Origin of the sequence: Mangrovibacter plantisponsor (assembly GCF_003182475.1) — a bacterium.
Classification (GTDB): Bacteria; Pseudomonadota; Gammaproteobacteria; order Enterobacterales; family Enterobacteriaceae; genus Mangrovibacter; species Mangrovibacter plantisponsor.
In genome coordinates this window covers 165410-187928 of record NZ_QGTS01000009.1, presented here as the reverse complement: position 1 = coordinate 187928, position 22519 = coordinate 165410, and the positions used below count along the sequence as shown (strand labels likewise).

Sequence of the window (22519 nt, the reverse complement as noted above, 5' to 3'; positions counted from 1 at the left end):
TACTGCCAATAAAAATATAATAATCAATAAGATAAATACTATGGCACGGTTTGTGCGTAGTCACTTTCAGTTATTCCTGATTACGTAATAACTGGAGCGTGTAATGATAAAAATAACCGTACCGGATGGCGTGTATTACGATGAAATGTTGACGGCAGAAGGAAAGCAACGCCAACACTATGACGGCTGGTGGCAATGGTTTCAGAATACCGACCAAACTGCCATTCACCAGAAAAAAGAGCAGGCAGAACTGCTGTTTCACCGCATCGGCATTACCTTTAATGTCTATGGTGAAGATGAAGGAACGGAACGGTTAATCCCTTTTGACAGCGTACCGCGCATTATTCCCGCCGATGAATGGAAAAAACTCGACCAGGGCATTCGCCAGCGCGTCAAAGCGCTCAATGCTTTTCTCCATGATATCTACCACGACCAAACCATTCTCAAAGCCGGGCTAATCCCCGCCGAGCAAGTGCTGGCCAATGAACAGTTCCAGCCCTGCATGATTGGTATTGACCTGCATAACCATATTTACGCCCACATTACCGGCGTGGATATGGTACGCAACAGCGACGGTAACTATTACGTACTGGAAGACAACCTGCGCACACCTTCTGGCGTGTCTTACATGCTGGAAAACCGCAAAATGATGATGCGGTTATACCCGGAGATGTTTGCCAACCAGCATATTGCCCCGGTGGAGCGTTACCCCGGCTACCTGTTACAAACGCTGCGCGAAAGCTCACCGGTGGATGACCCTTGTGTGGTGGTTATGACACCAGGGCGGTTTAACAGCGCCTACTTTGAACACAGTTTCCTGGCCCAGCAAATGGGGGTGGAGCTGGTTGAAAGCGCCGACCTGTTTATTAAAGCTGGCGCGGTGTATATGCGCACCACGGAGGGGCCGCGCCGGGTGGATGTGATATACCGCCGTATTGATGATGCCTGGCTTGACCCTCTCGCCTTCCGCACCGATTCCATGCTCGGTGTACCCGGCCTGCTTTCTGTTTACCGGGCAGGCGGCGTGGTGCTGGCCAATGCCATTGGCACGGGTGTGGCAGATGATAAATCCATCTACCCTTATGTGCCGGAAATGATCCGTTTTTACCTCGGTGAACAACCGATTCTCAACAACATTCCCACCTGGCAATGCCGCAAACCCGAAGACCTGAAATTCGTACTCAACAACCTCGACCAGATGGTGGTGAAAGAAGTTCATGGTGCTGGCGGTTACGGCATGTTAGTTGGCCCCAGGGCAACACGCAGTGAAGTAGAAGCTTTCCGCGAGCGCCTGCTGGCAAACCCGGCGAATTATATTGGCCAGGAAACCCTTGCGCTGTCCACCTGCCCCACCTTTGTGGACGACGGCCTGGCACCACGCCATATCGATTTACGCCCCTTTGTGTTGTCCGGGCAGGAAACCCGCCTGGTGCCTGGTGGGTTAACCCGCGTCGCGCTAACGGAAGGTTCACTGGTGGTGAACTCGTCTCAGGGCGGGGGAACCAAAGACACCTGGGTAATGGAGGACGATGAATCATGCTAAGCCGCACAGCCAGTGAACTGTTCTGGATGGCCCGTTACCTGGAGCGGGCAGAAAGTTTCGCCCGGGTTCTGGACGTTACTTACAAACTCTCCATGATGCCGCGCCACAGCCAGCAACAGCGGGATTTGGCGTTACCCCTGAACCTGTCGTGGACCCACGACCTGTTTCAGGCACGTTACGCCCGTTTTTCTATGGATAACCTGTTGAATTTCTTTGCTATGGATAGCAACAACCCCAGCAGTATTTGCAGTTGTGTTGAACTGGCATGGAACAATGCTCACGCAGTAAGAGGCAGCCTGTCGGCAGAAGTGTGGGAATGTATTAACACCACTCGTATCCAGTTGAAAAAACTGCGTAAGCAGGGTGTGGAAAGCATTGGTGCCGATGCCTTTTTTGACTGGGTAAAAGACCGCGCTCACCTGTTTCGTGGCGCGATTTTTGGTACGTTGCTGCGTAACGATGCTTTGTGCTTTATTCGCATTGGCACCCTTATCGAACGTGCTCTGGCAACCACACAGCTCCTGTTAGTGAAAGACCAGCAAATCAGTAACGACCCGGATTCCGTTCGCGAATATTACCGGCTCGATACCCTGTTACGCGCCGTGAGCGCCCGGGAAGCCTATAACAGCTTGTATCGCCAGCCAGTCACCCGCGAAACCGTGGCGGAATTACTGATTTTGCGCAACGACGTACCGCGTTCACTGCGGGCCTGTATCGAAGATATTGTCGGCCAGCTTGAACTGGTGGCGAACCAGCACTCTCAACAACCCCTGCGCATAGCACACCAGTTAAATGTCGATTTACGGTTCAGCACGCTGGAGGATTTAGTCAAAGCAGATATGCAAAGTTACCTGACTGGCCTGTTAACCCGGATCAACGCCCTTGCCGACAGCATTCACAAAACTTATCTGGAGACGGTATGAAGCTCACCATTAATCACCTGACCCGTTACAGCTACGATGAAGAAGTGAAATTCAGTACCCAGTATTTGCGCCTGACACCGCAAGACTCCGGCCACCAGCATATTCGCGCCTGGACGCTCACCTTTCCGGAGTGCGCCAGCGTGGCCACTACCGATACCTGGGGCAATGTGCTGCATGTACTCACTTTGGATAATCCCCACAAAGAGATAGTGATTCATGCTCAGGGGATAGTCGATATTGCCGATAACGAAGAGAGCAATGAAACCGATGACGAACCCGCGCAGGTTTCCCCACTGGTTTTCCTGCGCAGTACGCCACTGACTCAGGCTGATGATGCTATTCGCGCCTTTGCCAGCCACTATTTTCAGCCCGAAGCGCCAGTGGAGAGTTTGACCACGCTGATGGCGGCGCTGCGGGAGAGAATGCCCTATTCACCAGGGGCGACCCAGGTGCAGGACAGTGCGGCAGAAGCCTTCGACAGAGGGATGGGTGTGTGTCAGGATCACAGCCATGTGTTTCTTGCCTGTTGCCGTAGCCTGCAAATCCCGGCACGCTATGTCAGCGGTTATGTCTACAGTAAGGATACCCACCACGTGGCGATGCATGCCTGGGTGGAAGTGTGGCTGGATGACCGATGGTTGGCCTTTGATATCACCAATAATACCCGCAGCCTGGCGCAACACCTGAAGCTGGCTGTCGGTCTGGACTACCTGGATGCCTGCCCGGTGCGCGGCAGCCGTCTGGGCGGTGGCGCAGAGGTTATGTTTTCTGAGGCTGAAGTGCGCCAGTTTTCCCAGCAGGCGCAACAACAGCAATAAATAGTACGAGAGTGTTCCATGACCTACTGTGTGGCCATGTGCCTGTCTGACGGGCTGGTATTCGCTTCTGACTCCCGCACCAATGCGGGAGTAGACCATATTGCAACGTTTAAAAAATTACATGTGTTCAGCCGGAATGCTGACCGGGTGCTGGTGTTGCAGTCTGCCGGTAACCTGGCAACCACACAGAGCGTTATCAGCCTGTTGTCTGCGCGGATTCAGGCAGAGCAAGAGCCCAACCTGATGCAGGCGCATTCCATGTATGATGCCGCAACATTAGTTGGGCAAACATTGCAGGAAGTGGTCCAGCGCGACAGCCGTGCACAGCAAAGTGGCAGCACAGTTAATTTTGGTTGTAACCTGTTGTTAGGCGGGCAGATCCATGGCGAACCCCACCGCCTGTTTCATATCTACCCGGAAGGCAATTTCATAGAAGCGACCCAGGACACGCCCTATTTCCAGATAGGCGAAAGCAAGTACGGCAAACCGATTATTGACCGGGTGCTGCGCCAGGATACACCGCTGGAGCAGGCAATGTGCTGTGCGCTGGTGTCGATAGATTCTACGTTGCGCAGTAACCTTTCGGTGGGCATGCCGCTGGATGTCATGCTTTACCGTGCCAATAGTTTTGATGCCAGTGGGCAACGGCGTATCACCGAGGATGATCCCTGGTTTTCCACTATACGCAAAGCCTGGTCGGAAGGGTTGCAAAACACCTTCCGCCAGTTACCGCCATTTGCACTTTAAGTAAGCCGCGCCTTCAAAGGCGCGCGAGGCTGATGACAAACCTCATGCCAGCACAGTGCCAGAGGATGTGACCCAATAAAAAACCAGGAAAATCAATTCATTGATTTTCGTCCGCTAACTAAAAAGAAGGAAAAATCATGCTTTTCCTTCTTTTTCATCAATCTGCCGTGCCTTCCCTGGCGCGCTGAAACCTCAACCTTTACGGTGCGAGAGCAAATACACCGCCGGGATCACCAGCATCGACAATAACGGTGCGGTGATCATGCCGCCAATCATAGGCGCGGCAATGCGCTGCATCACTTCAGAACCCGTACCACCACCCCACATAATGGGCAGTAAACCTGCCATGATCGTGGCGACAGTCATCACTTTGGGCCGGACACGTAATACTGCCCCTTCGTGGATCCCCGCCAGTAACTGGTGGCGCGTTAGCGGCCCTTCTTTGCGCTGGTGCTGAATGGCATGGTTCAGGTAGAGCACCATAATCACCCCGAACTCTGCCGCCACCCCGGCCAGCGCAATAAAGCCCACCGCCGTAGCTACCGACAAGTTGTACCCCAGTAAATACAGTAGCCACACCCCGCCAATCAGGGAAAATGGCAGTGTGCCCATAATTAACAGCGCATCTTTAACTTGCTGGAATGTCAGGTACAGCAGAACGAAAATAATCACCAGTGTCACAGGCAATACCACTTTCAGTTTCTCCGCCGCACGGGACATATACTCAAACTGCCCGGACCAGGTTAACGACACACCTTGCGGCAACTGAACTTGCTGGTTAACAGCCTGCTGCATCGCCAGTACAGCTGAGCGCAAATCCCGGCCGCGAATATCCACATACACCCAGTCAGATAAACGGGCATTTTCACTTTTCAGCATGGCCGGGCCTTCACTCACTGACACTGAAGCCAGTTGAGACAACGCAACCTGTGCGCCTGATGCAGTGACCACCGGCAAATCCCGTATTTTCTGTACCGAATCACGCATCTCCCGCGGGTAGCGAATGCTGATGGGGTAGCGTTCACGCCCTTCGAGGGTTTCTCCAATGTTTTCCCCGCCCACCAGGCTCGATACCACCGACTGTAACTCCCGCACTGAAACGCCATAGCGGGCAGCGGCGGCACGGTCGATATCAATATTGATATAACGCCCGCCATCCAGGCGTTCTGCCAGTGCCGATGTCACGCCGGGTACTGTTTTCACCACACGTTCAATCTGTTCAGCGACCTGTTCCAGTTGCGCCAGGTTATCGCCATTCACCTTGATGCCGACCGGGCTCTTGATCCCGGTAGAGAGCATATCCAGCCGGTTGCGAATTGGCGGTACCCAAACGTTCGCGATACCCGGTACCTGCACCGTTTTATCCAGCTCATTAATCAGCTTTTTCATGGTCATGCCCGGGCGCCACTGATCTTTGGGCTTAAAGTGAATGGTGGTTTCCAGCATGGTTAACGGCGCCGGGTCGGTTGCGGTATCGGCCCGCCCCACTTTGCCGAATACCGTCTCCACTTCAGGCACGGTTTTAATCATCCGGTCCGTCAGTTGTAGCAGGCGCCCGGCTTCCTGAGCCGAAATCCCCGGCAGAGTTGAAGGCATATACAGCAAATCGCCTTCGTCCAGCGCAGGCATAAATTCACTGCCCAGGCGAGATAACGGCCACAGTGTCGCCACCAACAATACCCCCGCCAGTGCCAGTGTGGTTTTTGGCCGCGCCAGTACCCAGGCCAGCAGTGGCTCATAACCCCGAATCAGCATACGGTTAACCGGGTTGGCCTGCTCATCAGGAATTTTCCCGCGAATAAAATAGCCCATCAGCACCGGAACCAGGGTGATCCCCAACCCCGCAGCCACCGCCATAGACCAGGTTTTGGTGAAGGCCAGCGGCGAGAACATTTTCCCTTCCTGGGCTTCCAGCGTGAACACCGGAATAAAAGACAAGGTAATAATCAGCAGGCTGCAAAACAGTGCCGGGCCCACTTCTGCCGCACTCTGCCCGGCAACATGCCAGTAGTCATTACCTTGGGGTGTTTGCCCGGGGTGTTCATGGCGCCATCGTTCCAGCCCTTTGTGCATGTTCTCTATCATGACGATAGCCGCATCCACCATGGCACCAATGGCAATGGCTATCCCGCCCAGCGACATAATATTGGCGCTGACACCCTGGTAATGCATGACGATAAACGCCCCCAGGATACCCAGTGGCAAACTAATCATTGCCACCAGCGCCGAACGGAAATGAAACAGGAACAGCGCGCAGACCAGTGCCACCACAATAAACTCTTCAATCAGTTTGTGGGTCAGAGTTTCAACGGAGTGCTTAATCAGTAACGAGCGGTCATAAACCGGGACAATTTCAACGCCTGCTGGCAAACTGCGTTTGACTTCGGCAAGCCGGGTTTTCACGGCATCGATGGTGGCAAGGGCGTTTTTACCCGAGCGCATAATGATAATGCCGCCGGTTACCTCGCCTTCGCCATTAAGCTCTGCCACACTGCGCCGCAATTCCGGGCCGCGCCGAATTGTTGCCACATCAGACAGCATGACCGGCACGCCGTTACGGCTGGTAATCACAACATGCGCAAAGTCTTGCAGGTTTTTCAGGTAGCCGGAGGTGCGCACCATATATTCGGCCTCACCCATTTCGACCACTGCGCCACTCCCCTCCTGGTTGGCACTTTTCACCGCGTCCGCTACTTGCTGGTGGGTAACATTCAGTGCCCGCATGCGGTCCGGGTTCAGCACAATCTGGTACTGCTTCACCATACCGCCCACACTGGCAACTTCCGAAACATTAGGGACTGTTTTCAGTTCATATTTCAGGATCCAGTCCTGAATGGCGCGTAAATCCCCCAGGCTGTGTTTGCCGGTTTTGTCGGCCAGTACATATTCATATACCCAACCCACACCAGTGGCGTCCGGCCCAAGCGAGGCACGGGCTTCCGGCGGCAGGCTCGACTGCACCTGGCTTAAATACTCCAGCACACGGGAGCGTGCCCAATATGGGTCTGTACCGTCATCGAACAGGATATACACATAGGCATCGCCAAACATGGAATACCCACGCACGGTTTTGGCTCCAGGCACCGATAGCATGGTAGTGGTCAGTGGGTAAGTGACCTGGTCTTCAACAATTTGTGGCGCTTTGCCGGGGTAACTGACCCGCACAATCACCTGGGTGTCTGACAAATCTGGCAGCGCATCGAGTGGCGCATTTTTTACTGCCCAGACGCCCCAGGCTGCCATCATTACCGCCGCCAGCAAAACCAACAGGCGGTTACGTAAAGACCAGCGAATTATTGCGGCAATCATCGTTGAGCCTTATGCCCGTCGGCGGGCATGTTCATGATGGATTCAAGGCGTGCGCCATCTTCAGTCATGGTGAATGAGAACATCACATGGTCGCCAATTTTCAGCCCCTGCTGTTGTTGCGGGGTTGCCGCAAAGTCCATGGTCATAGGTGGCCATTTCAGGGCAGGAATCGCTTCATGAGAAATGGTGACAGCGCCGTCAACCAGCGCGACTACCTCGCCATTCGCAGAAACAGCCGCTGGTGCATTTGCCGCTGTGTGTGTAGAGGTTTCTGTGGCTGTATTGCCCGGTGTGTTGTCTGCCATTTGCGGTAACGCGCTACGCAGGCTGGCTTCTGAATCAATCAAGAATTGCCCGGAGACCACAATGCGCTGGCCTTCCTTAAGCCCTGATTTCACTTCGACAAAGCCCTGAGCATGCTCACCGAGCGTGACAGCCTGCGGTGAGAAATAGCCGTCTTTTTCAGCCAGCAAGACCCGGTTTTGGCTGCCAGTGGTGATCAGCGCTTCTTCCGGAATCGCCAGTACAGGAGCCTGTTGAGAAGCCGGGGTTAACGCCATGTGCAGGTACATACCGGGGCGCAGTTGCTGGTCGGGGTTATCAAGTGTGACGCGCGCTTTCAGGGTGCGGGTGTTGGCATCCAGGTTTGGTAGCACCTCGGTGACCTTGCCCTGGAATACTTTGCCCGGCCAGGCCTGAGTGGTGGCGGTTACTTCACTACCGGTATGAACCTGTGCGGCCTGGTTTTGCGGGTAATCCAGCACAGCCCAGACGGAGTTCAGCGCCGCGACATCAAACAATGCCTGAGTGGCGGAGACTTGCGCGCCTTCACGCACATCTAACTGGTTAATATAACCGGCCTGGGAAGCGCGCACCGTTACCCGGGTTTGTGGCTTACCGGTACGTTCCACCTGGCGGATTATCTCTTCTGGCATAAATAGCAGCGCAAGGCGTTCACGCGCCGCGTGGTTTAATGCTGCATCGCCCAATGCTCTGACAGCCAGATACTCCTGCTGCGCCGCTGCCCATTGCGGGATCCACAACTGTGCCAGGGCTTCACCTTTGTGCACAAATTGCTGCGGTGCATTCACATACAGTTTTTCCACCAGGCCGCTGGCAAGTGCAGGCACCGTTACCCGGGTGCGCTCGTTCACGGCCACCGTGCCATAGCCATCCAGGCGGGCTTCCATAACCCGTTTCGTGACGTCGGCAGTACGTACACCGAGGTTCTGTTGCTGCCGGGCGCTGACCTGCACACCGTCCGGTTGCCCTTCTTCATCGGCATAGCGTGGTACCAGGTCCATATCCATAAACGGCGATTTGCCGGGTTTATCAAACCGGGTGCCCGGCGTCATTGGGTCATACCAGTACAACACTTTGCGCTCACCGCCAGCACCGGGTGCTGCGGGTTGATTGGTTGTGTTAGCGGTGTCCCCGCTACTGTGTTTACCGGCAAACCACCCGGCAGAGATTAAAACAATGGCACAAAGCGCCATCAGGCTAATACGACGTAATTGCGGTTTCATTGTGGTGAGTCCTGCACGGTGAGGTAGCGGATGGCGGCCCAGGCTGTTGCCATGGCTTGTTGGTTATTACTGAGGGCGACGTTGCCGTTAAGTTGTGCGCGCCTTGCGGCCAGCAATGCGGTCAGTGTGCTGTTTCCGGCACGATACTGCGCTTCTGTCAGCCGGTATTTGGCCTGCAATAATGGCAATACCGTGTCGCGCTGGCGTTGGTAAATCGCCTGTGCAGACTGGTACTGCGCAATCAGTGCGTTCAGTTGCGCCTTATGTTCGCGCACCAGTAACGTCAACTGGTCTTTTGCCTCCATGGCACGGGAGAGATCCGCTGAATAGTCTTTATCCTGCCGCGTCCCCTGAAACAGCGGCAAATCCACCGACAATTGAACACCGGCCAGGTCATCCATACCATCGCCACGGCGCCCATAATAGACTTGCACACCGACATCCGGTTGCGCGGCTACTGCAGATTGCTGTGAACGCGCTTTTGCGACATCGGCCGCCCGGGCCGCCTGGATAATTTCCGGATGCTGTTGCACAGCTTCCAGCAACACTGCGGCCGAAGCAGGCAAACGCTCAATACGCGGGAAAGGGCCACTGGTTTGCGTTATCTCTTCACCGGTCAGTTGCATCAGGCGCGCCTGTGCAACCTGAATATCCCGGCGGGCATTGTCCTGCAGGTTCAGCATCTCATTCACCGCCAGGCTAATATCCACTGCACTGTCGGGTTGGGCACTGCCACTGGCAACTGAGGCTTTTTGTACTGCCACCTGGCGTTGGGTTTCCGCCAACTGTTCATCAATGGCCGCCAGCGTTTTCCGGGCAATCGCCAGTGTGAGCCAGGCCTGGGCGGTATCGCGTTGTAGCTGTGCGAGTATCACCCCTTTGCCTGATTCAACTTCACGCGCCTGCGCCTGCAGAGTGTCTACTTTGCGCTGGCGTTTAGTGCCGCTTACCCAGGTTTGGCTGATGCCAATTTTCTCCATCGTCATGCCTTCACGGGTAAGACGGTGGCTGTTATTGCCCTGCACCGGCACGTTATCAATCCCTACCAGTAGTTTTGGGTCGGGCAACTGGCCTGCCGAAACAGCCATATTTTCCAGCGCATTTACCTGGTGTGCATTGGCCGACAGGCCAGCCGACCAGGCCTGAGCCGCCTGCAACGATGCTTCCAGAGTGGTTGCCTGCGCGGCAGACAGCCACAGCAGGACAGGCAGCCCGCAGGCCGCCATTTTCCATGGTCTTTTCATTGTGACTCCGGTGTTAGTTCGTGCTGGCGGAAACCAGTTGATAACCCGTTGTCACCTGTTTAAACGCAAAGGTGATGTGCTGGCCGGGGGCAAAAGCCTGCCCCTGGTAACCCTGCAAGGAAAACTGCATGGTCATAGGGGGCCAGTTAAGTTGTGGAATAGCCTGGTGAGCAATCGAGACTTTTTCCGCTCCCCAGTTCTTCACGACACCGGTAGCGGTAATGACATCTGCAGGTTGGGCAGCAGGCGTGTTCATACCTGGCATATCCTGCATGCCTTGCATATCGTGCATATCGTGCATGGATTCTGCCAGTGCGGCAGTGGGGGCGGTGAGTAACAGTGTTGCAGTGTATAAAGCAGTAACTAACAGGGTGCCGCGCAGCGCAGCAAAACGGACAGATAACAGTTTCATTAGAGAAGTCTCCCAAATTTTCACAAACGGCCAAAAGGCCACCAAACAGGTGAAAAACGGGTAGATCTATTCTCTGAAACGGCAAAAACGGATTTCAGCAGGTGGGCCAGTGCTGGGGGGAACATGCCAGGACACAGGTTGAACGCAATCACGCTCCCTGCGTTCTACCAGCAACAGCCCGGATTCCATGGCAACAGGTTCAGGTTGCAGTTTGTGGTGCTGCAGCTTGCCATAATCCGGGTGGCAATCTTTCTCACACAGAATGCGGTCTACCGAAGTACGCATCGCCATGGTGTGCAGCATGGCCATATTGTGGCTGTCATGGCTGTAATGCGTGGTAACGGGTGCAGAAAGATGTGTGCCAGGGGAGGATTCGCTCGCCTGAGCCAACGGTGCATTGCCCACCAACCAGCAGGCAGCCAGAAACAGCACCGGGGTGATAAACCCGTGTTTCAGGTAGCGCGCCAGAGAGAGGAACAAACGTTGGGGCATGAGCAATTCCTTTAGTGAGTGGGTTATTCTACACACACTTTTTTCAAGGCTCCAAGAGTAATCTGTGCGCAACTTGTTGATTTAACCAAAAGCAAACAAAACTAACACAGTACCAACAACCGGGCTCCGTTCTTGTGCCTCCACCGGGACAGCGGCACAGGCACTGAATGCGTTGCGGTAAAAATTGCCAGTTTTAAACAATTACAGAGCGTTAAACCCATTACCGGGCTTCAAACAGGGGCACTGTTTTACCGGTGATATAGCGCTGGCGTAACCAGGTCGATGCCACATCCATTGCCATTACCACTGCAACCAGAATCAGGGTGATAAACATCACCACATCCCAGTTCCACAGGCGCATGTTTTCGGCATAGACCAGCCCCACCCCACCGGCACCCACAAAACCCAGAACCGCCGCTGAACGCGTATTGGATTCTATCTGGTACAGGCTCAGCGCCAAAAACGCCGGGAAAGACTGCGTGAAAATACCGAAGCGGTGCTTTTGCACATTCCCGGCACCGACAGCACTCAGCCCGCGCCCGGGTGAACGTTCTACCGCCTCATGGCCTTCTGCATATAAGCGCCCCAGCAGCCCCGTGTCCTGCATCACAATTGCCAGTACACCAGCCAGCGGCCCAAGCCCCACGGCACGCACGAAAATCAGCCCCCAAATCGCCATGTCCACACCACGCAGCACATCGAACAGGCGGCGCATCAGTAGAGCAACAACGCCATTGACCCGGCCCTGCATCACGTTACGGGCAGCAAGGAAAGACAAAGGCAACGCAATGAATGTTGCCGTCAGAGTACCGGCAAACACAATCGCCAGCGTGATGCCAATTTGCCCCAGATAATACCCAAAGGGCCAGGAGGCAAAATCATGCCAGACAAACATGCGTGCAAAGTAACGCCCCAGTTGCCCCATACCCCGGGTGAACTGTTCCGCAGTAATACCAAACTGCAGGAAAAACCAGACGTAATAGGCCACGACCGCCAGCGCAAGAAGAGCAACTCCGCGCAAATAGCGCCGTTGCGCCCGAAATAATTCAGGGTGAGAATCCCGGCACTGGGCGATATTCGGTTCCGTTTGCCACACACTCATGCTTTCCCCTCCAGCACCCAGCGGCGCAACCGGCCTGAGCACAAATCCAGTAGAGACACCACCAGGATAATCAGCAGCAACGTGATGCTCACCTGGTCATAACGGTCGAGCTTGATGTTGGTCATCAGCTCCTGGCCGATACCGCCCGCGCCAACCAACCCCAGTATGGTGGAAGAGCGGAAGTTAATTTCCATGCGCATAAAGCTGTAAGACAAAAACAGCGGTTTCACCTGCGGCCACAGTGCGAAGCGCATGCGTTGCAGGCGGCTGGCACCACAGGCAGCAAGGCCGCGTACCGGGCGCGATGAACTGTTTTCAATGGCTTCATAGAACAGTTTGGTCAGGCTGCCCACGGTATGCAGCGCCAGCGCCAGAAAGCCGGGAATCGCCCCAATACCGAATGCCATCACAAACATCACCGCCCAGGCCAGTTCCGGCATGGTGCGCAAAAATGCCACCAGCGACCGCACGCCATAACGCAATGCCGGGTGTGTCCAGGTATTGCCTGCCGCCATAAAAGCCAGCACCACCGCCAGTGCAACGGCCACCAGGGTTGATGCCAGCGCCAGTTGCAGGGTTTCCCAAATCAGCGGTAACTGAATATGCAACCGGTAACCCCAGTACAATAACGAGCCCTTGGTATGCCCGTCGGCAAACAACAGGTTCCAGTGCAGTATTGGCAGGGTTTCAAACAGGTAATCAAAGAAGTGTGGCAGTGCCTGCCAGAGCGTAGTGAGGCTGAATTCCGCCACATTGCCTGCCGCCAGGTAAAGCCCCAATAAAACCAGAGACCAAAGCAAGGTATCGCGCTTTTGCTGGCGTTTAACTTGCTGGTAATACTGCTCAAATTCGGTGTTCGACGTCATGTGCGCTACCTGCGGTAAAACAACGCCCGGTGAGATAACCGGGCGCCAGTACCCAATAACTTAACGGGCTGTGACCAGCTCACGTTTCATATCAATGATTTGCTGGTAGTCGGCAACAGTTGCCGGGCCAACATGCTGTTCACCACCCACTGCTTTAGCGAAGCAGGCATGGTCTTCTTTATCCAGTTTCTTAATAGTTTCAACTACTTTGGCTTTGAAATCGGCTGGCAGGCTGTTGCTTACCAGGATCGGGCCATTGGGGATCAACGGCGATTTCCAGATGATGCGGATCTGTTTCATCAGATCCGGGTGATCCATACGAATCAGGCGGCCAAAGGCACCAGAGGTATAACCGGTGTTATAGTCGCCCACCAGTGAGGTCCAGGTGACGGCACCAGCGAACTGGCCGTTCAGTACACCCAGGATGTCCTGTTCATGGCCACCAGAGAAGGTCACACTGGAGAAGAAGTTGTTGTATTTGTTATCGGTGTTGCCGCCAAACTGCTGTTTGAAGGCATGGTTCGGGATCAGGTAGCCCGAGGTGGAATCCGGATCGGCAAAACCGAACGCTTTCCCTTTCAGATCTTCCAGTTTTTTATACGGGCTGTCGGCTTTAACGATCACGACAGAGTGGTAACCCCGTGACTGATCTTTGTCATCCACCAGAATACCCACAATATCCACGGCTTTTGGGTTGTTAATATACACCGATGCGTATGACGACGGTGACATACTCAGCACCATATCTACTTTGCCGCCCAGTAACCCCTGAATAACACCAGAGTAGTCAGACGAGTTACGCAGTTTAGTATCTACATTCAGTTCTTTATCAAAGAACGTTTTTACACACTGGTTATCGCCAATTTGCTGTGTGGCATTTTGCCCACCCAAAATACCCAGATTCAGTTCTTTTGGCGCATCCGCCGCCATCGCGTTACCGGCCATGAATACGCCTGCCATCAGTGCCAGTGAACGAAAGGAGTGTTTCATAAGGTTTTTCTGCCTTTTCATTATCATTTGCCTGTGAGTCTTGTTGGTAAGGGTGCGTTAGTGAAGTTGGCTGATTTCATCGCCATAGAGTTGTTGCAGGGTGTCTTCTGTTAAACTTGCCGGGTGCCCGTCATACACCACGCGCCCGCTGGCAATGCCAATCACGCGCGAGCAATAGCTTTGCACCAGTTCTACTGAATGCAGGTTGACCATCACACTTATCCCACGCTGGCTGACCTGTTTCAGGGCATCCATAATGCGCTGGGTATTTTTCGGGTCGAGAGAGGCAACAGGTTCATCTGCCAGCAAAATACGCGGGTTCTGCATTAAGGCGCGGCAGATTGCCACGCGCTGCATCTGGCCGCCGGACAGGTTTTCCGCGCGCTGCAGAGCATGGGGCAGCAGGCCCATCCACTCCAGTAATTCAATAGCCCGTGCACGGTCGCTGTCCGGGAAAATTTTAAACAGGGATTTCAGTGTGCTGGTCTGGCTCAGGCGGCCCAACAACACGTTGGTTAACACATCCAGGCGCGGAACCAGGCAAAAGTCCTGGAAGATCATGCCGCATTCACTGCGCCACTGGCGTAACGCCCGGCCATGCAGTTCAGTAATATCCCGCTCGTCATCGTCGTCTTCCTGGCTCAGGATATGCCCGGATGTGGCGGTATGAGTGCCATTGAGCACATGTAACAGTGTGGATTTCCCTGCCCCCGAGCGGCCAATCACGCCCACCAGCTCACCGGCATGGAGATCAAAACTGATGCCATCCAGAACATTGTGCTGACCATTCCAGGATTTGCACAAATCCTGCACACTCAGCACTGTCTGTTGTGCAACCGGCTGAAGTTGCGGTTGTGGGGCTGCTAAGGTGGATTTTAAAAGTGCCTGCGCCATGTTCATTGTCATTGCCATCTGTCGGTTAAGGTGCCCCTATTAAGGCGAGCGCAGATGAACGTTTAATGACAATAAAATGATTAAACGGTGAACAACCCGCAGTGAGCGGTTACAGGGCCAGGGTCATGCCATCCCATGCGGGGGAAACAGATGCTGGCAGGCGGTTTTTCTGCAACCAGTTATCCAGCCCGTGGCTGATATGGCTAAGCCAGGTATGCTGCGGTTGTAGCGCATAGTGAATCGCCAGCGCCTGGGTGATATCGTTATGGTTGCGCGGAGGAGTGCCGCCTGGCGGGTGGCTGCAATCCAGTACCAGGTTACCCAGTGGTGCGTTTTGCAAAAATGCCAGTGTCCGGGGAGGTAGCCCGCAGGTGTCGCACAGCCAGGCCAGGGTATTACCGGGGGCACCGTGTTTCCTGAAAACATAGCCAAAAGTGATTTTTGAATGTTGCAAGGGTACTGGGGTGACGGTCATGCCCGGCCACTGAACAGGTTCAAAAGGCGTAAAAGGAACCTGAAAATCCAGGATGCCGGGGTGTTTAAATAAATCGTCACAGCCTTGTGAGTCCGGCGGGCCAAACACCGGGATCGGCTCCCCCATGCCCCAGCGCAGCGGGAATAACCCCTGGACGTGGTCCATATGGTAGTGGGTGAGCACTATCCGGCTCAGTTCCCCTGGCGCAAAGCGCTGTTCAAGGTGGCACTGCCCGGCATCAATCAGTATCTTTTCTTCACCTGCATGGAGCAGTGCGCTGCAAGGGCCACGGGCATAGCGGTTATCCTGACGGGCACGCTGGCAGGCCTGGCAGCTACAACCAAAGACCGGCACTTGTTGCGCACCACCGGTACCTAAAAAGGTGAGTTGCATAATGCATGGTTCTCCAGCAACTGGTTAAACGCCGCCAGGGTGTCTGCCAGCGCACCATCGTTATTCAGGTACACAGCATTGGGTTCAGGAACGCAAACGCTGCGTTGCAGGCGAAGGGCAATGGCCGCTTCGTCTTCTCGCCCCCGCAGGCGCAGGCGCCGGGCCAGCACATCTGAGGAAACCTGCAACACCACTGGGAACAGGCTATCGCCATAGCGCTCCCGGGCGGTGGCGCAATGCTGGCGGGAGCCATTTACCAGCACATTTAGCCCCCGCTGCAACCACAAATCCATTTCTATGCCCAGCCCATACTCACAGCCATGGGCCTGCCAGTGCAGCGCAAACAACCCGGCCTGCAGGCGGCGACGGAATTCGGTGGTGGTCAGCGCCACATGGTTTTCCCCGCCTGCAGAAGCCGGGCGAGTAATGTAGCGGTGGGCAATCACCAGCCCGGCAGGCGGCTGTGTGCGCAAGGCATCCAGCAGGCTGTCTTTCCCTGAACCAGAAGGCCCCGTCAGCCAGATTAACCGCGCCATCAGTAAACCTGCCGCCCTTGTGACCAGACATGGCGCACCTGTGCATGCCCGTGGTGGGTATGTGCCAGCACCAGATCTGCCCGCAACCCTTCAGCAATACGCCCGCGGTCAGCAAGGCCTATCGCCCGCGCCGGGTTTGCCGTCACCATTGCAATGGTCGCCGGGAGCTTCAGTGAATTACGCTCGTCTTTTGCCAGGCGAAACGCGGCATCCAGCAGGCTTGCCGGGTAGTAATCCGATGACAGAATATCCAACAAACCACTGGTTGCCAGGCAGTGTGCCGCCACATTCCCTGAGTGCGAACCACCACGCACAATGTTCGGTGCGCCCATTAAAATATTCAGGCCTTTATCCCGGGAATGCTGCGCGGCCTCATACGTGGTGGGGAACTCCGCTATTACGCTGCCTATCTCACAGGATTCATCCACATGCGCCGCCGTGGCGTCATCGTGGCTGGCCAGTGCCAGGCCGCGCTCACGGCATAATGCGGCTATCGCTTCACGGTTGGGGCGCGACCAGCGTGCCGCCAGAGCAACCTGTTCGCTTTCATACGCTGCCATTTCGCTGTCCGTCAGTTGGTATTTTCCCTGGTAATATTCACGGAATTTCTCCAGCGAAGCATACTGGCGCTGGCCTGGTGAATGGTCCATCAGTGACACAACTCGCAAAATATCAGTGTTCATCAGTTGTTCAAACAGCGGCAGCGTGGCGTGGTAAGGCAGCTCGCAGCGTAAATGCAGCAGGTGATCGGCCCGGTTGGCATTCCGGCCGCGGCTTTCCTGAATGGCGCCAATCATTTTTTCCAGGTTATCCATGCGGTGGCCGCCATCGCGTACATCACCCACACCAATGGCATCCAGCACGGTGGTAATGCCGCTGGCAACCATCAACGCATCGTGGCTGCTCATGGCGGAATGGGCAGGCCAGTCCACACCTGGGCGTGGGGTGAAAAATTTATCCAGGTTGTCGGTATGCAGTTCAACCAGCCCCGGCAATAACCAGTCCTGCTCGCCATCCAGCGCCTGTGGTAACTGACTGGTTGTTTCGCTGTAACTGCTAATCACCCCGTCACGCACTTCCAGTGAGCCGGAAACCACTTCCTGTTCCAGTACCATACGCACATTGTTGATAATCATGCTTCTGTCTCCGCCACCATGGGGTTCATAATATGCAGGCGGTTTGCCACCCGTTCTCTGACTTCGCGGTCATGAAAAATGCCGACAATCGCCGCACCACGGCTGCGGGCTTCTTCAATCAGTGCCACAACCGCCGCACAGTTTTTGTTATCCAGCGATGCGGTGGGTTCATCCAGCAGTAATACTGGCGACCGGGCGATAAACCCACGGGCGATATTCACACGTTGCTGCTCGCCGCCGGAAAACGTGGCAGGTGCCAGTGACCATAAACGTTGTGGTACGTTGAGGCGGGCGAGTAATTCACGGGCTTTGTCTTCGCACACATCGCGCGCTTCGCCCCGCTCCAGCAAAGGCTGCATCACCACTTCCAGCGCACTGATACGCGGGATCACGCGCAGAAACTGGCTCACCCAGCCCAGCGTATCGCGCCGTAACGCCAAAATTTGCCGGGCGCTGGCAGTAACCAAATCAACCTGTTCGCCATGGTGATGAACGTTGATGCTGCCCGAATCGGGTAAATAGTTGCCGTAAAGCGTGCGCAGTAGTGTGGATTTACCGCTGCCTGAGTGGCCGTGTAAAACCACACACTCCCCGGCATTCACCTGCAGTGACACCTGGTTAAGGACCGGCAACCGCGCCCCTTGCTGGTTGTGCAGCACAAAGGTTTTGCACAGCCCTTCTACATTTAGCATTGTCATGTTGAGTTACCCGAGAATGGAGGAGACCAGCAGTTGGGTATACGGGTGATGGGGGTCGTCCAGTACCCGGTCGGTCAGGCCGCTTTCCACCACCTGGCCTTGCTTCATCACTAACAGCCGGTGGGCCAGCAAACGCGCCACACCCAAATCATGGGTGACAATCACCACCGCCAGGTTGAGGTCCCGCACCAGGTTACGCAGCAGATCCAGCAACCGGGCCTGTACCGAAACATCCAGCCCGCCGGTTGGCTCATCCATAAATACCAGGGCCGGGCGGGTGACCAGGTTGCAGGCAATTTGCAGGCGTTGTTGCATGCCGCCGGAAAATGTCACGGGCAGGTCATCGAGCCGGGACGGGTCAATTTCCACATCCTGCAACCAGTGGCTGGCTTCTGCGCGAATATCACCATAGTGGCGCGCACCTGCGGCCATCAGGCGTTCACCAATATTGCCGCCTGCGGAAATGCGTGGGCGCAGCCCGTCAAGCGGGTGCTGGTGCACAACGCCCCACTCGGTGCGTAATAAGCGCCGGCGCGCGGCTTCGCTAAGTTGATACAGATTCTGCTCGCGGTAATGAATCGCACCCTGTTGCGGCACCAGGCGGGCCGAGAGCGATTTCAGTAAGGTGGTTTTGCCGGAACCGGATTCCCCAACAATCCCCAGCACTTCGCCAGGGAAGAGATCAAACGAGACATTTTCAAACCCTTTTCCAGGGGCATACAGGTGGGTCAGATTGCTGACACTAAGCAGTGGCTGTTCTTCAGGCATCATGTTGTTTTTCCTGCTGCTGGCGGCAATAGTCGGTATCGGAGCAAACAAATAAACGGGTGCCGCTGTCGTCTATCACCACTTCATCAAGGTAACTGTCACGCGAACCACACAGTGCGCAGGGTTGGTCCCAGTGCTGGACATCAAAGGGGTGGTCGTCAAAATCAAGGCTTTCCACCTGGCAATAAGGCGGCAGTGCGTAAATGCGCTTTTCCCGGCCTGCGCCAAACAGTTGCAAAGCGGGCATCATGTGCATTTTGGGGTTATCAAATTTGGGAATGGGCGACGGGTCCATCAGGTAACGCTGGTTAACCTTTACCGGGTAGGCATAGGCGGTAGCGATATGGCCATAACGGGCAATGTCTTCATACAGTTTTACCTGCATCACTCCGTATTCTTCCAGCGCATGCATCTGCCGGGTTTCCGTTTCCCTGGGTTCAATAAAACGCAGGGGTTCCGGTACCGGCACCTGGTAGACCAGGATCTGGTCTTCGCGCAGCGGGGTTTCCGGAATACGGTGGCGTGTTTGAATCAGGCTGGCGTCAGTAGTCCGTTCAGTAGCAGCCGCGCCACTTACCTTCTGGAAAAAGTGCCGGATGGACACCGCATTGGTGGTGTCATCGGCCCCCTGGTCAATCACCTTCAGGGTGTCGTCATCACCAATAATACTGGCGGTTATCTGGATACCGCCGGTTCCCCAGCCATAGGGCATCGGCATTTCCCGCCCGGCAAAAGGCACCTGGTAGCCAGGGATAGCGACCGCTTTGAGGATGGCGCGGCGAATGGTGCGCTTGGTTTGTTCGTCCAGGTAGCCCGGGTTATAGCCGGTTAAATCATGCATTTTTCTTTGCCTCCCGGGTGGCGCGAACCTGGTGTAACAGGGCAAGCTCTGCCTGGAAATCAACGTAATGGGGTAATTTCAGGTGCGAGACAAAACCGGCGGCTTCTACGTTATCTGCATGGGCCAGCACAAACTCTTCGTCCTGTGCCGGGCCATCAATGGTTTCCTGCCATTCGGGAGCCTGTAGCGCACGGTCCATCAGTGCCATCGCCATGGCTTTGCGTTCACCCCGGCCGAAAACCAGGCCAAAACCCCGGGTAAACGCAGGGGGGTCCACCTGGTCGGTAAAGCCATTCACCATTTCGCAGGCTGTCAGCACCATTTCGCCGATACTGACAGCAAAACCCAGTTCTTCCGGCACAATTTCCACATCCACATAACCACTGCGGATCTCGCCAACAAAGGGGTGGTTGCGCCCGTAACCGCGTTGAGTGGAATAACCGAGAGCCAGCAAAAAACCTTCATCGCCACGCGCCAGCTGTTGTAACCGCGCACTGCGGGAGGCCGGGTATTCCGGTGGTTCACGGGTAATATCCTGCGCGGGTGTTTCGTTTTCCGGCTCAGGTACTGCGAGTTGCTCCTGTTCAAGCAGGCTGAATACCGTAGGGACAGCTTCCGGTAAAGGCTGGTCGCCGGGAGGCACATCCGGTACTTGCCCATCGGCCAGTAACATAAAATCGAGCAGGCGATGGGTGTAGTCATAGGTTGGCCCCAGCACCTGGCCACCCGGAATGTCTTTGTAAATAGCGGAAATACGCCGTTCACAGCGCATAGACTGCATGCTGAGCGGCTGGCTGTCGGCAAGGCGAGGCAACGTGGTGCGGTAAGCACGCAGCAGGAAAATGGCTTCGACCAGGTCGCCACTGGCCTGTTTGATTGCCAGTGCCGCCAGTTCCGGGTCGTACAACCCGCCTTCCGTCATCACCCGGTCTACCGCCAGGCCAAGTTGTTGGTTGATTTGCTCACAGTGCAGTTCTGCCACTTCCTGCTTGCCACGCCGTAAAGCCGCCTGCAGGCGGTGTGCGTGCTCAATGGCCTTTTCGCCACCTTTCACGGCCACATACATCAGCACACCTCCACATGGGTGGTGCGCGGCAGAGCCAGCAGTTGGTTGCCGCAAGTGAGGATCAGGTCGCAGCCTTCCGGGAAGGTATCCGCGTGGTGGCGCAGGAAATCTGTTGCCGCCTGGGGAAGTTGCGGTGCAATGGCGCGCATTTCGCTGATTCCGGGCCCCCACAGGCGCATATTCAGGCCGCCATTTAAGCCCGGCACTTCCAGAATCACTGTTGTGCTGGTTTCGGGGGCATCTGCCTGGCCGGGTGAAAAGCGGTGCAGAGCCGGGTCCTGCCGGGCGTCCACCAGGGCAAATAAGGCACTGGCCGGGTCTGCTGTTTGCAGTGCCCCGGTATGAAAGCGCAGGTTTTCTGCCACGGTGTCGTTGTGTAAGGCCGGGTCAATCCAGACCGGCGTATCGCCGTCAACCAGCGTTAACAGCACGGCTGTTGCCGCCGGGGAAAGGCCACTCCATCCCTGTTCCAGCGGCAGGGTGACAATCACGCCCGGCTCACTCATCGCTTTCAATAAACGGCGAAATGCATATTGCGCATCGGCCACAGGCCGGTTGAAACTTGCCATTAATGTCATGGGTTCTCTCCGCGAACCAGGGTGAAAAAGTCAACTTTGCTGCCTGCGATTTCCCGGGCGCGCTGTTGCTGGCGCTCTGCCCGGTTCGCGGCCAGCGGGGTGATGACCTGTTCCAGAATCAGTTTGTAAAATGCCGGGTGTTGCAGTAATGCATCCAGTACCGCGCAGCGTTCCGCATGGGCTTTACGGCGGCCCATGACATAGCTGAACCCGCACAGGCCTTCGGCAAGGCGTATGGCGGCACGGGTGATGGTGACATCGCCCACCACAAAACGCTGGCCGGTGTCACCCGCACGGGCCTGGACACGGGCCATGCCGCATTCAGGTTCCCGCAACGCAGTCCATTTCAGGGATAAATTCAGGGGTTTCCAGTAGCGCGCCAGTTCATCGTCCTGGCTGTGCGCCAGCACCGACATCCAGTGCTGGCGTTCGGTTTGCTTCTCCATTAGTGCTCCAGAGTCAGTTCAATCATGTCGCCACGGGTCAGGCTGATGGAGTACTCCACGTTGTCGCCCGCCGTGTTTTTGTTCAGGGTGCGTACATAAAGCAGCGGCGCCTGTAGCGGGAGTTGCAGGAGTTTGCACTCTTTGGCCTGAGCACGGCGGGTTCCTATACGGGTTTGGTGGCGCACCAGCGACTGCCCCAGGCGCTCATGCAAAAAGCGGTGTAAAGAGCCCTGAGTAAATTGCTGCAGTACCGGCCACCAGCTCAGGTCGCGCAGGTAATGGTTAATCACACATAACGGGACATCGTTCACACGCCGCAAGGTGCGCAGGTGCACCACCTGAACGCCTTCTTCAATACCCAGCGCAGCCGCCACATCAGGGCTTGCCGTGCGCAACACTGCCAGTAAGCGTTCACTGGTGGGGTCACTGCCCTGTTCAAGTAAGTTCTGGGTAAAGCGGGACTGAGCATGGAGGGGGTAATCGTAAGGGCGTTTCAGTACCAGAATGCCCACGCCCTGGCGGCGCTGAACCAGCCCTTTATTGACCAGTTCATCTACAGCCCGGCGCAGGGTATGGCGGTGTACCGAAAAGCGTGCCGCCAGTTGCTGCTCAGAAGGCAGGTAATCACCAGTACGGTACTGATGGTTAAGTTCCTGTTCCAGTTGTGACGCTATGGCCTGGTAGACCGTGGTCGGATGTCTGGATAACTCCAGCAT

Annotated in this window: 23 protein-coding genes; 4 read left to right on the top strand and 19 right to left on the bottom strand. The window is 55.6% G+C overall.

All coding sequences use genetic code 11. The features are described 5' to 3' along the window. Positions 1-103 precede the first annotated feature (103 nt). The 4 genes from DES37_RS16040 to DES37_RS16025 are packed head-to-tail and all read left to right on the top strand — an operon-like array spanning position 104 to position 4031. Entirely contained in the window at positions 104-1543 is a 1440-nt protein-coding gene (locus tag DES37_RS16040) for a circularly permuted type 2 ATP-grasp protein (protein WP_110026737.1), read from the top strand. After that, positions 1537-2466 (top strand): alpha-E domain-containing protein, encoded by a 930-nt coding sequence (locus DES37_RS16035; RefSeq protein ID WP_110026735.1) that lies wholly within the window; start codon positions 1537-1539, stop codon positions 2464-2466. The genes DES37_RS16040 and DES37_RS16035 overlap by 7 nt, the downstream gene beginning before the upstream one ends. Then, positions 2463-3284: a transglutaminase family protein gene (locus DES37_RS16030; RefSeq protein WP_110026733.1), complete on the top strand. Its 822-nt coding sequence runs from the start codon at positions 2463-2465 to the stop codon at positions 3282-3284. Before DES37_RS16035 ends, DES37_RS16030 begins: the two co-directional genes overlap by 4 nt. 18 nt (positions 3285-3302) lie before the next feature. Continuing rightward, entirely contained in the window at positions 3303-4031 is a 729-nt protein-coding gene (locus DES37_RS16025; protein WP_036103324.1) for a proteasome-type protease, read from the top strand. 192 nt (positions 4032-4223) lie between these two features. Here the strand turns inward: DES37_RS16025 and DES37_RS16020 are convergent, their stop codons facing one another. From DES37_RS16020 to phnF, 19 genes are all read right to left on the bottom strand, one after another. Continuing rightward, positions 4224-7340 (bottom strand): efflux RND transporter permease subunit, encoded by a 3117-nt coding sequence (locus DES37_RS16020; RefSeq protein ID WP_110026731.1) that lies wholly within the window; start codon positions 7338-7340, stop codon positions 4224-4226. Continuing rightward, positions 7337-8866 (bottom strand): efflux RND transporter periplasmic adaptor subunit, encoded by a 1530-nt coding sequence (locus DES37_RS16015; RefSeq protein ID WP_110026729.1) that lies wholly within the window; start codon positions 8864-8866, stop codon positions 7337-7339. The genes DES37_RS16020 and DES37_RS16015 overlap by 4 nt, the downstream gene beginning before the upstream one ends. Next, positions 8863-10110, bottom strand: coding sequence for a TolC family protein (locus tag DES37_RS16010; protein ID WP_110026728.1), 1248 nt, complete (start codon positions 10108-10110; stop codon positions 8863-8865). Before DES37_RS16010 ends, DES37_RS16015 begins: the two co-directional genes overlap by 4 nt. Before the next feature lie 13 nt (positions 10111-10123). Next, a complete protein-coding gene (locus DES37_RS16005; protein ID WP_245930102.1) occupies positions 10124-10522 on the bottom strand; it encodes a copper-binding protein in 399 nt (132 codons plus the stop codon). 66 nt (positions 10523-10588) lie between these two features. Further along, positions 10589-11014, bottom strand: a complete 426-nt coding sequence (locus tag DES37_RS16000; RefSeq protein ID WP_110026726.1) for a hypothetical protein — start codon at positions 11012-11014, stop codon at positions 10589-10591. Positions 11015-11234: 220 nt separating this feature from the next. Beyond that, positions 11235-12116 carry a phosphonate ABC transporter, permease protein PhnE gene (gene phnE, locus DES37_RS15995; RefSeq protein ID WP_110026724.1) on the bottom strand — a complete coding sequence of 294 codons (882 nt, stop codon included), beginning with the start codon at positions 12114-12116 and terminating at the stop codon, positions 11235-11237. Next, positions 12113-12982, bottom strand: coding sequence for a phosphonate ABC transporter, permease protein PhnE (gene phnE / locus DES37_RS15990; RefSeq protein ID WP_110026722.1), 870 nt, complete (start codon positions 12980-12982; stop codon positions 12113-12115). Before phnE (DES37_RS15990) ends, phnE (DES37_RS15995) begins: the two co-directional genes overlap by 4 nt. A 60-nt stretch (positions 12983-13042) precedes the next feature. Further along, positions 13043-13972, bottom strand: coding sequence for a phosphonate ABC transporter substrate-binding protein (gene phnD / locus DES37_RS15985; RefSeq protein ID WP_110026821.1), 930 nt, complete (start codon positions 13970-13972; stop codon positions 13043-13045). A gap of 57 nt (positions 13973-14029) precedes the next feature. Continuing rightward, a complete protein-coding gene (gene phnC / locus DES37_RS15980; RefSeq protein ID WP_425451723.1) occupies positions 14030-14872 on the bottom strand; it encodes a phosphonate ABC transporter ATP-binding protein in 843 nt (280 codons plus the stop codon). Positions 14873-14975: 103 nt separating this feature from the next. After that, on the bottom strand, positions 14976-15734 hold the full coding sequence (gene phnP / locus DES37_RS15975) for a phosphonate metabolism protein PhnP (RefSeq protein WP_110026721.1): 759 nt from the start codon (positions 15732-15734) through the stop codon (positions 14976-14978). Next, on the bottom strand, positions 15716-16270 hold the full coding sequence (gene phnN / locus DES37_RS15970) for a ribose 1,5-bisphosphokinase (protein ID WP_110026719.1): 555 nt from the start codon (positions 16268-16270) through the stop codon (positions 15716-15718). The genes phnP and phnN overlap by 19 nt, the downstream gene beginning before the upstream one ends. Next, entirely contained in the window at positions 16270-17406 is a 1137-nt protein-coding gene (gene phnM, locus DES37_RS15965; protein WP_036103351.1) for an alpha-D-ribose 1-methylphosphonate 5-triphosphate diphosphatase, read from the bottom strand. Before phnM ends, phnN begins: the two co-directional genes overlap by 1 nt. After that, complete coding sequence (gene phnL, locus DES37_RS15960; protein WP_036103355.1) at positions 17403-18104, bottom strand: phosphonate C-P lyase system protein PhnL; 702 nt, start codon at positions 18102-18104, stop codon at positions 17403-17405. The genes phnM and phnL overlap by 4 nt, the downstream gene beginning before the upstream one ends. Before the next feature lie 6 nt (positions 18105-18110). Next, positions 18111-18872 carry a phosphonate C-P lyase system protein PhnK gene (gene phnK / locus DES37_RS15955; protein WP_036103559.1) on the bottom strand — a complete coding sequence of 254 codons (762 nt, stop codon included), beginning with the start codon at positions 18870-18872 and terminating at the stop codon, positions 18111-18113. After that, positions 18865-19713, bottom strand: a complete 849-nt coding sequence (locus DES37_RS15950; protein ID WP_110026717.1) for an alpha-D-ribose 1-methylphosphonate 5-phosphate C-P-lyase PhnJ — start codon at positions 19711-19713, stop codon at positions 18865-18867. The genes phnK and DES37_RS15950 overlap by 8 nt, the downstream gene beginning before the upstream one ends. After that, entirely contained in the window at positions 19706-20779 is a 1074-nt protein-coding gene (locus DES37_RS15945; RefSeq protein WP_110026715.1) for a carbon-phosphorus lyase complex subunit, read from the bottom strand. The genes DES37_RS15950 and DES37_RS15945 overlap by 8 nt, the downstream gene beginning before the upstream one ends. After that, complete coding sequence (gene phnH, locus DES37_RS15940; protein ID WP_110026713.1) at positions 20779-21357, bottom strand: phosphonate C-P lyase system protein PhnH; 579 nt, start codon at positions 21355-21357, stop codon at positions 20779-20781. The genes DES37_RS15945 and phnH overlap by 1 nt, the downstream gene beginning before the upstream one ends. After that, positions 21354-21803 (bottom strand): phosphonate C-P lyase system protein PhnG, encoded by a 450-nt coding sequence (gene phnG / locus DES37_RS15935; protein ID WP_110026712.1) that lies wholly within the window; start codon positions 21801-21803, stop codon positions 21354-21356. Before phnG ends, phnH begins: the two co-directional genes overlap by 4 nt. Next, complete coding sequence (gene phnF / locus DES37_RS15930) at positions 21803-22519, bottom strand: phosphonate metabolism transcriptional regulator PhnF (RefSeq protein ID WP_036103372.1); 717 nt, start codon at positions 22517-22519, stop codon at positions 21803-21805. The genes phnG and phnF overlap by 1 nt, the downstream gene beginning before the upstream one ends.